We start from the raw sequence: 14,157 nt of genomic DNA on the forward strand, positions 1-14,157 counted from the left end.
ACAAACGCCCCAGGCTCAGGCGCCGGACTACCGCAAAGAAACAGAAGGGCACAATGGAAGCACTCTACCACTGGATCAAAGCCAAGCGCAGAGAGCGTCTGAGAGAATGGCTGCCCACACTGAAGCGCAAGCTACAAGGCTTCCAGAACTACTTCGGTCTGCCAGACAACAGTCGAAGCTTGTCCCGTTTGTACAGCTATGTTCTACACAGCATACACAAATGGCTCAATCGACGGAGTCAGCGCAAGAGTTATAACTGGAATAGTCTAAAGGAAATGCTGGGATATTTTGGGCTAAAGCCACCGCGAGTATACAAACGCAGTATACTTGTGGACTGGTATTAGGGTTCGTGCTTTACACGAGCGAATATATTATTGAAGAGCCGGATGCGGTAGTTCCGCACGTCCGGATCTGCGTGGGGGCAGTTAGGGTAACTGGCTGTCCTACCACTACTCAAGCCGTGAAATAGGTGCAACAGTTGAAGATGATGGAAGAGAAAGTTATTTTAGCAGTTAAGGACTTTGCGAACTCGATAAATTCGGGGAGCAAGGTTGTAGCTGATATGTCTGCATTAGTTGATGTGACGAGTCAGTTATCTCTTTCCAGTTTTGACTACTGGGAACGGTTTATACGCACTGAGTTCTCTTCAGCAGTAAGAGAATCAACGCCTTCCAAGTGGAAGCTTTGGTCAAAACCTAAGGAGCTGATAACTTGGCTTGACCTAATTAGTTGGGATGGTTACAAAAGAGAGAAAGCTCTACGAGCCCTTTCGGGAGGAGCGCCAAATACATTCTTTTTCTCGCTTGCCGTTCGTAGGCTGAATGATTGGGTGCCTCAAGTGCGTGAGGCTGCAAGGGAAAAGCTTCCTGAGATAGCAAAATTAACTGATCCAAAATGCGTAGTTGAAGCACTATGTATTGCACTATCAAATTGGAACTCATGGGGCAGAATCAAGGAGGAAGACAAGCAGATTCTTCTTCAAATCATTTGTGAAAAGGATATAGCAGAGTCGCTTCGGCGTAAGTTAATTTCGTCAGCGTCCGGGCCTATGCCGTCGCTCTTTTCCCAGCTTGGGCGCACACCTATTCTTGATGAGAATCTAGAGGAAATAGCGAGACTAGCTATTCAACCTTCGGTTAGGGCTAAGGCATATCGTAGTTTATTTGAAGGCCGTATTGTCTGGGTGGAGGGCCGGAAATGGGAATGGACAGATATACGCTATTGTGAAGGTAGGGTAAGGCCCATCGTAGGTGAACGAAAATTTGACATCAAGATCCCTATACTCGATTTTTTAGAATTATCATCTGATGATCGCTCGTCTATCGTTAGACGAGTTTCAGCTGAGATTTTGATACGAGATCTGGGTAAAATTGAAGCAGTTATTGCTAAGGAGTTAGCTAACAAGTTTGCTTCAGATAAGTCTCACCCTGTATCAGAAAGGGGTAAGTTTGCGAAAAGAAAATTAGAGGAAATGGCATCTGTCAATGACTCTTAACGAGTGTATATTGATAGACTCGCTTTCAGTTTCGCTCCAACAAGAAGGCTGTATTACTAAATGGGTAGCCATACATACAAGGTAACTTGCTATGTTTAAAGTGTTCTATAAGTTTAATGTAAAAATTATAGTTTTCATGGCATTGACAGTTTGTTCCCACATTGCAAGCGCCTGCTTGTGTTCTGATGAACTTGCACTTGAAAAAGGGGTTTCCGAAATTGCTACAAAGTTTCCGGCCAAAAGCGCAAAACTTGGGGGCTATAAGTTGATTGTTGATGGCCGTTTCTATTTAGTGATTCCGAAGGAAGAATCAAGGTATGGACGTGGCGGTGGTCAGCCGATTGTGAAACTACACCGTGAAAACTGTCAGGTAGTCGATATTTCACTTACTCGCTAGTTGCATTGCCTGCTTGATTTATAAGCTCTGTAGCATGTTCATTGCTATACCTTATTTGTTGATAGGAATTTCATGAGGAGCGAGCCAAGATAGAATAAAGTAAAGCTGCGTAAAAGAGTTGTTTAAATCACTTCCTGAAGATGTTAAGAAATAGCTTGAAAAAGACAGCACCTTGGGTTTACGGGAAAGCCTAATAGATCATAGTGAGGAGGAATAGTAGGTTAAAAAATAACTATATTCCTTCGGGAGTGTGTAGAATTGCTTTACACTCAGTTCCGGGTCATAATATTGACTACCTTCGGGTAGCCTACATCGTGTTCCGGCTATAGCTTATCAGGGTGTTTTGTAAGATAAAAGGATTTTATGACTAAATCTCTACCTAAAAATCACCATTTTGTACCCCAACATTTCCTGAAAGCATGGCAGTCTTCGGAGGGAAGAATATGTAGGTATCGATTCATTTCTAACGTGGGGAAATTTGAATCAAAAGAAGTCGGAATAAGGAAAACAGCTTCAATAAATAATTTATACAAAGTTCAATTTCCTGATGGCTCATTCGAGATTGAATCATCCGTGGTTTCACGAGAAATTGATGATGCTGGTCATAAAATTATAGAAAAGGCAAGATCTACCAGCTTATCCACATGGTCAGACAGTGAAAAGAGATCTCTAGCTAATTATTTAACTTGTCTAGAAGCACGACATCCCGAAGTTATTGAAGCAATGAACATTGGGCCTGAGCTTGAAGCCCTAAGAAAAAAATTAAAAAAAGACTGTTTCTCATCAGTAAAATCTATAGATGAAGTTTTTGATTATTTTCAAAGCTCACCCTCTATCGGAGTTATTGCCTTTGCCTGGTTTCTTCAAAATGAGAAGAGTGCATTAATTGCGAAGCCATTTTCCGATGGTCTACTGTCAGCAAATGTTCGTGAATATAATTTTAATGAAGATGTTTTGATTTGCTCAAGTTACCCAGTGTCAAGGTGGGGAGATTACCTAGATGAACTATTTTTTGCGATAGCAATAAGCCCAACTAAAGCCATTGTATACTCAACTAGTCCAGATATTGATGTGATAGGAGTATTTCCTGAGAAGATTAGATCAGATTTGATTAATCTTTATTCGTTATCTAAAGCAGATACTGCCTATTTTAAGGATAACTCAAAGTCCGAATTCATTGAGCGGCATATAGGTTGGGCGACCAAGCTGAAAAGTGTGAAGGCTCAGAAGGAATATATTGGTTGCTTTTTAAAATGTGAATTACTTAAAGCTGGTGCTAAATAATAGTTACATTCAGGTGGCGGCTGAGCAAGGTATTAGTGCAGTTATCAAAGACATTTTTACCGCTGTCTAAATAGGTTGGCTACGCAGCGTGCGTATATAGATCTCTTCTCCATGAACTTGGAGGGGGGATAGATACCTATTTTTACTTGATTCCCCTTCACTTCCAGCATTGTAATTGCGGCATTGATACCAATTCTTAGGTTTTTACCATAGGACCCACATGTTTATTTCTTGCTGATACTCAAGCCTTGGGTGGAGATCCTTGGTGAGTGACGTTTGTTGGGAGAATGGAGTGTAAAGCGGTATGGCTCAAAGCTGTTGACTTATTACGTCGTTGGGCTGACATGCTTTGGAGTTATAGAAAAGCGTGCTATATAAATGCAACGTTTAAATTCAATGATAACTGTATGGAGTCAGAATGAGGTACTTTGCTTATGGGTCAAATATGTCCCTTCCAAGACTGAAAGAAAGGGTTCCGAGTGCTGTGCGAATAGGAACGTTTACTTGTAGTGGTCTACTAAACCCGGACACCAATTTAGGTGGTAAAGTTGCCATCGAAAATAGAGGTGTTCAATGAGTAGACAACGTCGATCCTTTTCTCCTGAATTTAAATTAGATGCTGCCCGTTTGGTAGTAGATCAGAGCTATTCAATTGCTGAAGCAGCCCGGTCGCTGGATGTTGGCACAACGGCTATCCGCCGTTGGGTGAAGCAACTAGAGGCAGAGCGGGGTGGAGAGACGCCTGCAACTAAAGCGCTTACCACTGAGCAGCAAAAAATTCAGGAGCTTGAAGCCCGTATCAATCGCCTGGAAAGGGAGAAAGAGATACTAAAAAAGGCTACCGCTCTCTTGATGTCCGACGAGATGAATCGTACGCGCTGATAGACCTGTTGAGTGAGCAGGAGCCCGTGGAACTGGTCTGCAAAGCGTTAGAAATACCTCGATCATGCTACTACGAATACAGGAAAAAGAAGAACTCTGTTGATGTACCCAGAATGAAGCTCCGCTCCAAAGTCATTGAAGTCTTCGAGCGCAGCCGTAGCTCTGCAGGAAGTCGTACAGTCGTAGGTTTACTTTATGAACAAGGGATATCAATCGGACGCTTTAAAGTCCGAAGACTAATGTGTGAGGCCGGCTTAGTGTGTAAACAACCTGGTCCTCATAAGCGTAAGAAAGCAATAGTCGAGCACGTAGATATACCGAATGAACTTGATCGCCAGTTTAATGTTGAGAAGCCCAATCAAGTTTGGTGTGGTGACATTACCTATATCTGGGCTGGTTCAAGCTGGTGTTACCTGGCTACCGTTATAGATTTACACGCTCGCCGTATCGTTGGGTGGGCCCTCTCAGGGAAACCAGATGCCACACTAGCGATAAAGGCACTGGAAATGGCCTGGGAGCAGCGAGGAAAGCCTAATGGGGTTATGTTCCACTCAGACCAAGGCAGTCAGTATACCAGCCATCAGTTCCGCCAACGGCTATGGCGCTACCGAATGACCCAGAGCATGAGTCGACGTGGAAATTGCTGGGATAATGCACCAATGGAAAGACTGTTTCGGGGTCTGAAAAGTGAATGGATACCCTCTCTCGGTTACACCTCTATTACAGAAGCAAGCCGAGATATCAGCCATTACTTGATGACTTACTACAACTGGGAGCGTCCCCACCAACACAATGACGGATTGCCGCCTGCAAAAGCGGAAGAAAAACTTAACTTACTGTCCGGAAATAGTTGACCACTACAACTCTTACTGAACATTCTCTTCGTTTTCACAAAGTCAGCAAAAAAGACGGTTCCGGCAAGTGTGATGCACTGTTTACCCAAGACCCCAAAGATTATGTGATTGGTGCATTGTTCGAGATATCAGATAAAGAAAAAGGTGCTCTAGATAAGGTAGAGGGTTTAGGTTACGGCTATAAAGAAAAAAGGGTTCGGGTAACTGATACCATGGGAAATTCCCTCGAAGCAATTACATATTATGCAACGAATACTGATCCTTCTTTGCAGCCTTATTTTTGGTATCTATATCATGTGATATATGGGGCGAAAGAAACGGGGGTTCCTACGGACTATCTAAATAATTTGGAAGCAGTCAAAAGTATGGAAGACCCTGATAGAGAAAGGGATGCAAGAGAACGTGCAATATACAGTTGATAAACTAAGACACAGCAAAGGCTATTGCGTTATGACTTCTCTTTTTGCTAAGTGCTTTCACGTGCTACGTGCGATAGTGCGATAATCAAAGTTTAATGTAACTTGCCATCGAAAAAAGTTAAACCTTGGTAGAGAATGTAGGGGAGGGGTAGGTCTCCTTCCCTGGAGAGCCGATCCTCAACGCCTTCCATTGCCTAGTTTTCGGCGCACATAGATCTCTTCACGATGGACGGAGAGGGGTTTAGGGGCGCGGATGCCTATCTTTACTTGATTTCCTTTCACTTCCAACACTGTGATCGAGACATTCGTTCCAATTCTTAGGTTCTCGTCTGTTCGGCGCTTTAGGATCAACATGTTTTCTTCCTGCCGATACTCTAGCTGCGGGTGGGCATTCCTTGGTGGGGAAGCTTGGTAAGTGATGCCTGGAGGTAGAGTGGGTGGGGCGTGGGGGCGGTGGGCGCAGAATAGGAAAAGTCGGGTGCTAGGCTCCCAGAACTTGGGGAGTCGATCCAAGCTGATAAATGTACTTTATCTCCATAGTGTCTATGCCATTTTAAGTAGCTAACTCCTATTATTTTGTTTGACCCTCCTCTTCAGTCAATAGCTTTGGCGGTTTATACTTGCTATTTAGTGGGTGTCCAGAATTACCAGTAGCCGGATGCGTGATTTCTGTTGATCCATAGGGTATTTCAATAACGAGACGCCCTAGCAAGGTAAGCTATCGACAAGGAGAATGGAATGAATGTCGAAGATCTATTTATGGCCCCAGAGGATTTATTTAGACTGGGAAATTCCACTAGCCCAAGGTTAGATCATATCCGTCGACCGAAGGATGTTGATACAACCGAAATTAATGGGATCTTGATAGTGATTGCAAATGGGAAAGGCATATCACTATCAACAAAGAGCAGGATTGAATCAACACCGATGTCGGGCTGGGTATGGAAGATCTCTAAAGGGACACCAGTTCCACCGGGTCTAAAATTACTTAATGATAGGCCCGGGCACTATAGTATCGCTCCAACAGCAAATATGCCCCTCGATGAATTCAAGGGGCTACTTTCAAAACTGGCATTGAAATGTCAGAAGGTATTCAAAAAGCAGATTGCGTTATGACACATATAAAAGAAATGAACTCATCACTATGTGATTGGGAAGCCCGGATAATACTTGAAGCAATAACTCATGAAGCTGAGCGTTTAAAGTCTATTTGTGAAACATCTGAAGATGAGGATGAAGTGGCAGATGCTGGGAATGACTATTTAGAAGTTATTGGCCTCAAGGAACGTTTAGAAAATCAAGCAATAGAAGTTTTTGGTCAACAAATTACCAATTTCAGTAGGGAACCACTTTAGCTCTAACAAGTTATTGTGCTGATGTATTGCCCTCAATGTTGCTTGTCCGAGCAAGCATTAGCAAAACTCAGGCCCTAACTATTTGGTTGCGGCTCAGCAAAGAGCTAGATTTGTTAACTAAAGAAGGAGGATCGTCTGGAGCCTCCTTCCTTGGAGAACCTTTCCTCAACGCCTTCCGTTGCTTATTTTTCGTTCTCTCTCGATACGCACATAGATCTCTTCACGATGGACGGGGAGGGATTTAGGGGCGCGGATGCCTATCTTTACTTGATTTCCCTTCACTTCCAACACTGTGATCGAGACATTCGTTCCAATTCTCAGGTTCTCGCCTGTTCGGCGCTTTAGGATCAACATGTTTGTTTCCTAGCGATACTCAAGCTGTGGGTGGGCATTCCTTGGTGGGGAGGCTTGATAAGTGATCTGTGGAAGTAGAGTGAGTTGGTGCGTAAGATTGGTGGGCGCAGAATATGGTGGGCATTCAGAGTTTGTGGGATCGCTTAAAGCTGCGGGGCTCTATATGCTGACGGGCTTGGAAATTATAGAGATGTGTGGTATAGATTTTTCTTTTTAATTAACTGTTACGTTTTCTATTAAGAAAAGGGGTATACATGAAAGAAGAAATAGTGATGGACTTAGAAAAGGAGAGGTTTAAGAGAGAGTATTTTCTAGGTAGAAAACGCGATTTATTTGAACGACAAACACTGTTGGCAAATTTACTTCCGAAGCTAATTTTTCCAATGATATTTATGCTAATCGCGATGATGCTGTTAGAGCCCTCTAAGAATCTAATGTTACAATATGAACGAATATTGGCTGCTGAAGCCGATGGTATGGAAAGGATACCAGAACTTAGAAAGCAAATTACAATCCTTGAAAAGCAGTTAGCTAATCTTTCTAGTTCATCAGTAGAGCAACGTTTAGCAAATATTGAAAGATCAATTGAAGTCGGTGATGTTGATGTAGATGAGGTTAAAACATTTCAGCAGTTAAGATCTGATTTCGAAATTTTAAAAACTTACCTAATTACCACTCTTGCTAAGTCAATCTTAACTGTATATAAATACAGATATCTCGTTGATCTGCAAGGGAATACAGCATGGCTCGCAACAAGGTACAGTTTCAGAAGGGGATTAGTTTGATCCAATTCCTCAAAATGTACGGCAGCGAGGAACAGTGCTTCGATGCGCTGTCGCGATGGCGTTGGCCCAATGGCTTTAGTTGTCCTCACTGCGGACATGACAAGCATTGCGACCTCGCTTATCGCAAGCTTAAGCAATGTAACCGGTGTCGACGTCAGACATCGATTACCTCCCGTACGATTTTTGACTCTACGAAGCTCCCCCTTACCACCTGGGTTCTCGGTATCTTCCTGATTACACAGGATAAGAAGGGTATTTCCTGTATGGAGCTATCTCGACATCTGGGCATCTCTTACAACGCAGCATGGCGCATGAAGCAGAAACTCATGCAAGTGATGATGGAGCGAGACCAGCGATACAAACTATCCGGTTTTATTGAACTAGATGATGCCTATCTCGGTGGTGAGCGTACTGGATGCAAACCGGGGCGCGGAGCCAAGGGTAAAACTCCCTTTGTAGCTGCCGTTGAAACAACCAAGGAGGGACATCCAACCCGTATTAAGCTCTCAATTATCAAGGGCTTCAAAAGCAGTGAAATTTCAACCTGGAGTAAAAAATCCCTTTGTAGTGGCAGCACAGTCATCTCAGATGGTCTTCCATGCTTCAATGCCATTAAGGAGGCCGGTTGTGTGCATGACAAAATTGTTTGTGGTGGTGGCAGAGCTTCTGTTGAAGAGCCTGAGTTCTATTGGGTAAATACGGTACTTGGTAATTTAAAGAGTGCACTGCGTAGTACTTACCATTCTATTAGACCGAAATATGCACAGCGCTATTTGGCAGAATTTCAATATCGCTTTAATCGGAGGTTTGATTTATCGGCACTCATTCCAAGACTGGTTTACGTCTCTCTTCGGACGCCGCCGATGCCGGAAAGGTTACTAAAAATTGGCTTAGCATGAGTGGTAATTAGGAAAACTTATATGTTTTCAGATCCAGAGGATTTGGTTAAATTAAAAACTCTACAGCGTGATTATCAAGAAGTTTCTTCCAGCATCGAAAAATTTGTAGAAAAAGATGTCGTCGACCGAGAAATTAGCTTTCTCAACAATATGTTTTACACGGTGCTGGGTTTTTTAGGCATACTCATATCCATTGCTGGCGGTTCTTGGTGGGCAACATCCAAAAAACTTAAATCCATGAATACAGAAGAACTTAGTAAGGGTGGTCAACAGGATGCAGCATAGCTGCGTCTCTGGTGGAGGGTTAAAATACAGGCTTTTTATGGAAATTGACGTGTTTAATCTGTTTGAAGCTGATACGAAAAAAGAAGTTGATAAAATTTGTTCTGCTCTGACATTAAAAACTAGCGACCTGATATATTTGGTCAAGCTTTCAGAGGCAAAAATTATTGAATTCCCTTACTTGCATGCTTGCAAATATTTAGAAGAAACCCCAGAAAATATAAGATTCACGGATAAAAATATACAAGCTATCAAAGGGAATGGCGTTGGAAAACTCAGTCAAGATGCAAAGAAAGCAGTGAATAAGCTGTTTCAGTCTCCTCGATTTGTTAAGCGAACAACAGCGCACATGTTTTATCGTATCGATCAACGATATTGGCACATGTTTTTCTTTGATTTAAAAGATAGAGCAGTTAATGGTAATCATTGGGAATACGGTGAGCATATTCACTATGTAAGCTGGTTATGGCCCAACTTGAAGTGTGGAGAAGTCTGGTCAAAATTTTGCCAATTAGGGAAGAAATCTATTGGAGGAGCCAAGCATATTCGTTTTGAAAAGTAACCATAACAAAAGATTGTTGTCGCTGCGAAATACCCAGCTGACACGGTTAGCACTGCGCTCCAGCTGGAGCGCGGGTCCGATAATTATAGTTTGACGTAGTGTAGCTTTATGGGAGTTAATCGCGATTTAGGCTTAGACTTGTGAGGTCTCCTTCCTTGGAGATTTTACTCTCAGCGACTTCCATTGACTATTTTTTGTTCATTTTTTGATGCGCACATAGATCTCTTCCCGGTGGACGGGAAGAGCTTTAGGAGCGCGGATGCCTATCTTTACTTGATTTCCCTTCACTTCCAACACTGTGATCGAGACATTCGTTCCAATTCTTAGGTTCTCGCCTGTTCGGCGCTTTAAGATCAACATGTTTTCTTCCTACCGATACTCAAGCTGTGGGTGGGCATTCCTTGGTGGGGAAGCTTGGTAAGTGATACTTGGTGGAAGTGAGGGGAGGGGCGCGGGGGCGGTGGGCGCAGAATAGGAAAAGGCGGGCGCTAGGCTCCCAGAGCTTGGGGAGTCGCTCCAAGCTGCTGATTGTGCTCCACTTTATTGAAGACGAGTGGGTTTCTAGCGTAGTATGCATACAGCCATCTTGATATCGTGTTTATCAATTTGGTTAGCTGGCCCCTGGTGTTGCAGCACCTTGGGTCAGCGCCTTTTCACTATTCTTATTTCACGTTAACCTCTCCAGTTGGAGGTGATTTTTTTTAACTTCCTATGCTCCCTTAAGGGGCGATCTCTCAGAATGCAGTTAAAGTACGGTCTAAAATACTTATAGATATCTATCGATTCTACGCAGCTTTGACGCTAGATAAAACCTAAAAAATTCCAATAAGGCAATTTTAACGCCTATATTTCTCTAGGTGTTTGTCTTGAAGATTCTACTTCCCTCTCTGTCTATTTGACAGCTTCTTTCTCGGTCTATCTTCCTCTTTCGTTGATCATCCTGGCGGTTTATACTTTTTATTCGGTGATTGTGCGAGGTTGCTGTTAGAGGCTGGCAATTTTATATGTTCATTCATTTTTGAGTACACGTAAGATAAAGTTTTGAAAATCTGATTTGAAGGTCGTGTATTGAGGTTTCTCTATTGGATTTGTTTTCGTACAAATTCATGAAAAATATTTGGGATTAGAATGTCTAAGGATTATTTTGAGCAGGTCTCCTCTGATAAGAGTCAGTTAGGTTTTGATTATCAAGATCTTGTTTGCTTGGAGTATCTTCTCGACCTAAAGCCTGGTGAAAAAATTGGGCTGGAAGTGCTGGATGATGTGCATCATGAGCAAATTCGTGGTGCCACTTCGCTTATCCAGGTAAAGCACTCAGTAAGTGAAGGCAGTTCGCTCACTAATAGAGATATAGACCTTTGGAAAACGATTTATAATTGGAGTAAGGCTTTAGTTTGCCTGAATGGTGAGGATGTGGAGTTTGTTTTCTTTACCAATAAGAAAAAAACAAGTCAGAGTGGTATTGTACAGTTGATTGACTCTGAGCATCTGAACCTGACTGAGGTGATTGAGACTATTTCTGAAATAAAAGAAGATTTAGATCTTAAGGAAAGCGTTAAAAAGAGGGGGGAAAAGGAAAACCCCATAAAAAAATATGTCGATCATATCTATGATCTAAGCGATGAAAAAAAGAGGGACCTATTTGATAGGATTAGAATGGTGTTTTCGACAGATGATATCTTCAAGCGCCTGGCAGAGAAAGTTGAGTTTTTTTCAATTCGTCCATCAGATACGCATAACGTAATTTATATGCTCATTGGCGTATTTGGAGAGCAGAAATATAAGCTAATTAAGTCGAGCCAGAAGGTAGAGATTGATTATGAAATGTTCAGGAAAAATTTCCAGTTCAATCGAATTATTAATATGTCTGCAGATAGAAAAGTAGATTTCAGTCGTTACCACCAATTTAAAAACGTTAATACAATTGATCCGAAGGATGGTTTGTTTGCAAAGCAGCTTGTGGATATTGATATTTCACAAGAGGACATAACAGAGCATGCTATTGAATATGCTGCAACCAGTATGTATATACAAAAGCTAATCGTTGATGGGCAATTTAGTGAGACTGAGAATGAAGCAATTAATGAGGAAGTTTTTTATGCTTGGAAGGCTCTGCATAATCAGTTATACAATCAGGACGGGATAGATACGGACGAGAAGCATAAGCGTGTTGCGAGAGATTGTTTGTATAAGGTTGAAGATATACCCGTGCAAGTTTCGAATTCAGCATTAGCTAGACCAATGGTGACAGGGAAAGGGTTAGAGTTGTCCGATATGTGCCGGATTGGGTGGCGGAAAGATTGGAAAGAGCTGTATGGAGTGAAAAAATGATAGGAGCTATTAATAATGAAGCATTGGGTTTGGTCGCTATTCATATAGTTCTATCATTGAAGCAACGGCTCAATATCGCAAATTCATATTTAATTGCGCCTCTGATTTTTGATAAAAAAATAAGGGGCTACCTGAAGCGGAAAAATACAAATGTTCTTTCTGCGCAGGAATTTATTACAGTTAAAAGTGAATTCTTTGTGGGATTTTGTGATAAGTATACAGATTCTTTGGTGGCTACAACTAATGCGATTGCAATGGGTGTTGAACTCAAGCTATTTGATATTAAAGGCGGAGAGTTGATTATATTGGAACCATTTTCTTTTGGTCAGGAAAGGCTCGGTCGAAAAATTGATGAGGTTCGAAGTGCTTCTGGAAATATTGTTGTGATGCTATCTGAAGAACCTGAGTCTTTATATTCTTTGCTTAGGGTAAAAGTATGACAGTTCAGATAAAAAATATTTTAATTTGGCAGAAGAGCGAAGTTATTAGAAATCTTGAATTAAAGGCTAACGCTGTAAATGTCATAACTGGTGATCCAGGGAAAGGGAAGTCATCTATACTTCATATTATTGACTATTGTCTACTTTCATCCAAAGCCGACGGAATATCAAAAGCAAATATAGATGATAAGACTAGATGGTACGGAATAAGGCTGCATACCCATAGAGGTTTAATAACTATTGCTCGTCCAGCTCATCACGTTGGCAATAAAAGTGTTGCCTTTTTCTGCGATAACGGTGAAATCCCAGATTTGCCCAATCACAACATGAGTGTTTCAACATTAAAGAAAGTGTTGGATAAAGTGTTTGGTTTGGATAGTGAGTTGAAGGTTCCTTATGGTGGGAAAACTATAAAGGCGGGATCTAAAGTTTCCTTTCGAAATTTCTTGAGTTTCTGCTATCAAGATCAGAACGCTATAGTTTCCCCAGACTATCTTTATAACAAGCCAAATGATTTAAGAGTGGTTGAAAGGGTTGAGCGAACATTTAGGATGGCCTTGGGCATTGTTGATATTGAAGGGGCAATTGTTACTGAGCGGCTTGAAAAATTGAAAGCAGAGCGCTTAAGTGTTGAGCGACGATCAGAAATCCTTGGCCAGAAGCGTTTAGAGTTTCAAGAGGATGTGATTTCCCTAGAGAAGGAAGCCGTGTCTCTAGGGATTTTAGATAAGACAAGTGATGATGTTCAAGTATCCTTAAATAATTTAAAAGAGATTTCAACTTCACCTCTTGATAATTTTGGTGATATTAACGAGAAGCTTAAGTCACTTGAAGTTATTGAGCTAGAGCTTAATAGAAAAATTAGCAAATTTAAAAAATTTAATGAAGGGTATACTGAGTATCAGGCTCTTCTAAAAGAGGGTGATAATTCAGTAAGGCCAGTGGAGTATTTGATTGATAAGTATAAAGAAATTCTACCCGGAACCAAGACAGCCGAAATATTATTTTCTCTTGAGCGTGAGTTGTCTTCTATTAAGGATAGCTGGAAAAAACGTAATAACTCTTTGTTGTATGTTGATGTTATTGAGAAAGCTAAAGGTCTCGAAGCAGAACTGGCTGATGTAAGGGGTAGGGTAGAAAATCTTAAAGAGCTTTCTGAGCGCCTTTCTTCACCTAAGGATATATATCGTTACCAAGGTAAGCTAAGCGTTAAAGTCGACCTTTATTCGGATAGAGCTATACCTATAGATTATTCTGAAAAGCTCGCTGTTATTGATGCCAAAATTTCTCAGTTAGATGGGATTGTTACAGATATCGAATCCAAACGAGAGTTTGTGATGGGTAAGCTTAACAATAAGATAAATGAACACCTAGCAAGGTTGCGTCTTAAAGGTTATGAATCTAGTAAAGCAGTATTCATGGAGAGGGAAAAGGTAATAAATCTAATACTCGAAGAAGGTCGTGCAGTAGAGAAGATGGTAGACATCGGTAGCGCTTCTAATTATTTATACCTTCATTTGTCTTACTTTATGGCATTACATGAGGTGGCGAGAGATAACGGTGTTCCTTGGATGCCTTACTTTTTGGTATTTGATCAAGTTAGTACACCTTATTTAGGTGAAAATGACGATGATATATCTAGCCTAGACTTAGCACTAAGAGAATTAAATGATTTTGTTGAGCGTATGAAAGATAAAGGAGGTATTCAGATTGTACTTATGGAGCATATACCTGAGTCCCATTGGACTAAGCTAAAACTTGAGAATTTTAAATTAGTAGACAGAGAGCTAGTTGGCGGGTATGGGCTTATAAACTGAT

Annotated in this window: 18 protein-coding genes; 15 read left to right on the plus strand and 3 right to left on the minus strand. The window is 41.5% G+C overall.

Annotated features, from left to right (window positions below; translation table 11 throughout):
- Positions 1-53 precede the first annotated feature (53 nt).
- The 6 genes from P0078_RS00775 (at position 54) to P0078_RS00805 (ending at position 5,331) form a co-directional block, all read left to right on the plus strand.
- Positions 54-344 (plus strand): group II intron maturase-specific domain-containing protein, encoded by a 291-nt coding sequence (locus P0078_RS00775; RefSeq protein ID WP_282932578.1) that lies wholly within the window; start codon positions 54-56, stop codon positions 342-344.
- 140 nt (positions 345-484) lie between these two features.
- On the plus strand, positions 485-1,495 hold the full coding sequence (locus P0078_RS00780; RefSeq protein ID WP_282934682.1) for a hypothetical protein: 1,011 nt from the start codon (positions 485-487) through the stop codon (positions 1,493-1,495).
- 91 nt (positions 1,496-1,586) lie between these two features.
- Entirely contained in the window at positions 1,587-1,892 is a 306-nt protein-coding gene (locus P0078_RS00785) for a hypothetical protein (RefSeq protein WP_282932579.1), read from the plus strand.
- A 363-nt stretch (positions 1,893-2,255) separates the two neighbouring features.
- Complete coding sequence (locus tag P0078_RS00790; RefSeq protein WP_282932580.1) at positions 2,256-3,176, plus strand: DUF4238 domain-containing protein; 921 nt, start codon at positions 2,256-2,258, stop codon at positions 3,174-3,176.
- 573 nt (positions 3,177-3,749) lie between these two features.
- Positions 3,750-4,912, plus strand: a protein-coding gene (locus P0078_RS00800) for an IS3 family transposase (protein ID WP_282932581.1) whose coding sequence is annotated in 2 segments (ribosomal slippage) — positions 3,750-4,005 and positions 4,005-4,912 — 1,164 coding nt in all. Because the reading frame shifts where the segments join, the coding sequence is not laid out codon by codon here.
- Positions 4,909-5,331: a gamma-glutamylcyclotransferase gene (locus P0078_RS00805; protein ID WP_282932582.1), complete on the plus strand. Its 423-nt coding sequence runs from the start codon at positions 4,909-4,911 to the stop codon at positions 5,329-5,331. Before P0078_RS00800 ends, P0078_RS00805 begins: the two co-directional genes overlap by 4 nt.
- Positions 5,332-5,508: 177 nt before the next feature.
- On the opposite strand, the gene csrA (P0078_RS00810) is transcribed toward P0078_RS00805, so the two are convergent.
- On the minus strand, positions 5,509-5,685 hold the full coding sequence (gene csrA / locus P0078_RS00810; protein ID WP_282932583.1) for a carbon storage regulator CsrA: 177 nt from the start codon (positions 5,683-5,685) through the stop codon (positions 5,509-5,511).
- Positions 5,686-6,069: 384 nt separating this feature from the next.
- On the opposite strand from csrA (P0078_RS00810), the gene P0078_RS00815 reads away from it, so the two are divergent.
- Together P0078_RS00815 and P0078_RS00820 are read left to right on the plus strand one after the other, a co-directional pair.
- Complete coding sequence (locus P0078_RS00815; protein WP_282932584.1) at positions 6,070-6,447, plus strand: Tse2 family ADP-ribosyltransferase toxin; 378 nt, start codon at positions 6,070-6,072, stop codon at positions 6,445-6,447.
- A complete protein-coding gene (locus tag P0078_RS00820; protein ID WP_282932585.1) occupies positions 6,444-6,686 on the plus strand; it encodes a hypothetical protein in 243 nt (80 codons plus the stop codon). The genes P0078_RS00815 and P0078_RS00820 overlap by 4 nt, the downstream gene beginning before the upstream one ends.
- A 165-nt stretch (positions 6,687-6,851) precedes the next feature.
- Here P0078_RS00820 and csrA (P0078_RS00825) read toward each other — a convergent pair whose 3' ends face one another.
- A complete protein-coding gene (gene csrA, locus P0078_RS00825) occupies positions 6,852-7,040 on the minus strand; it encodes a carbon storage regulator CsrA (protein WP_282932586.1) in 189 nt (62 codons plus the stop codon).
- Positions 7,041-7,294: 254 nt separating this feature from the next.
- Between csrA (P0078_RS00825) and P0078_RS00830 the strand changes: the two genes are divergently transcribed.
- From P0078_RS00830 to P0078_RS00845, 4 genes are read left to right on the plus strand one after another with little or no spacing between them, the layout of a single operon-like run.
- Complete coding sequence (locus P0078_RS00830; protein WP_282932587.1) at positions 7,295-7,825, plus strand: hypothetical protein; 531 nt, start codon at positions 7,295-7,297, stop codon at positions 7,823-7,825.
- Entirely contained in the window at positions 7,783-8,724 is a 942-nt protein-coding gene (locus P0078_RS00835; protein WP_282932588.1) for an IS1595 family transposase, read from the plus strand. Before P0078_RS00830 ends, P0078_RS00835 begins: the two co-directional genes overlap by 43 nt.
- 21 nt (positions 8,725-8,745) lie before the next feature.
- Complete coding sequence (locus P0078_RS00840; RefSeq protein ID WP_282932589.1) at positions 8,746-9,009, plus strand: hypothetical protein; 264 nt, start codon at positions 8,746-8,748, stop codon at positions 9,007-9,009.
- Positions 8,999-9,568, plus strand: coding sequence for a hypothetical protein (locus P0078_RS00845; RefSeq protein WP_282932590.1), 570 nt, complete (start codon positions 8,999-9,001; stop codon positions 9,566-9,568). The genes P0078_RS00840 and P0078_RS00845 overlap by 11 nt, the downstream gene beginning before the upstream one ends.
- Positions 9,569-9,766: 198 nt before the next feature.
- Here the strand turns inward: P0078_RS00845 and csrA (P0078_RS00850) are convergent, their stop codons facing one another.
- Positions 9,767-9,928 carry a carbon storage regulator CsrA gene (csrA, locus tag P0078_RS00850; protein WP_282932591.1) on the minus strand — a complete coding sequence of 54 codons (162 nt, stop codon included), beginning with the start codon at positions 9,926-9,928 and terminating at the stop codon, positions 9,767-9,769.
- 768 nt (positions 9,929-10,696) lie between these two features.
- Here csrA (P0078_RS00850) and P0078_RS00855 point away from each other — a divergent pair.
- The 3 genes from P0078_RS00855 to P0078_RS00865 are packed head-to-tail and all read left to right on the plus strand — an operon-like array spanning position 10,697 to position 14,156.
- Positions 10,697-11,899 carry an ABC-three component system protein gene (locus P0078_RS00855; protein WP_282932592.1) on the plus strand — a complete coding sequence of 401 codons (1,203 nt, stop codon included), beginning with the start codon at positions 10,697-10,699 and terminating at the stop codon, positions 11,897-11,899.
- Positions 11,896-12,339: a three component ABC system middle component gene (locus P0078_RS00860; protein ID WP_282932593.1), complete on the plus strand. Its 444-nt coding sequence runs from the start codon at positions 11,896-11,898 to the stop codon at positions 12,337-12,339. Before P0078_RS00855 ends, P0078_RS00860 begins: the two co-directional genes overlap by 4 nt.
- A complete protein-coding gene (locus tag P0078_RS00865; protein ID WP_282932594.1) occupies positions 12,336-14,156 on the plus strand; it encodes a DUF3732 domain-containing protein in 1,821 nt (606 codons plus the stop codon). The genes P0078_RS00860 and P0078_RS00865 overlap by 4 nt, the downstream gene beginning before the upstream one ends.
- Position 14,157: the final 1 nt, after the last annotated feature.

This window comes from Microbulbifer sp. VAAF005 (genome assembly GCF_030012985.1).
GTDB lineage: Bacteria > Pseudomonadota > Gammaproteobacteria > Pseudomonadales > Cellvibrionaceae > Microbulbifer.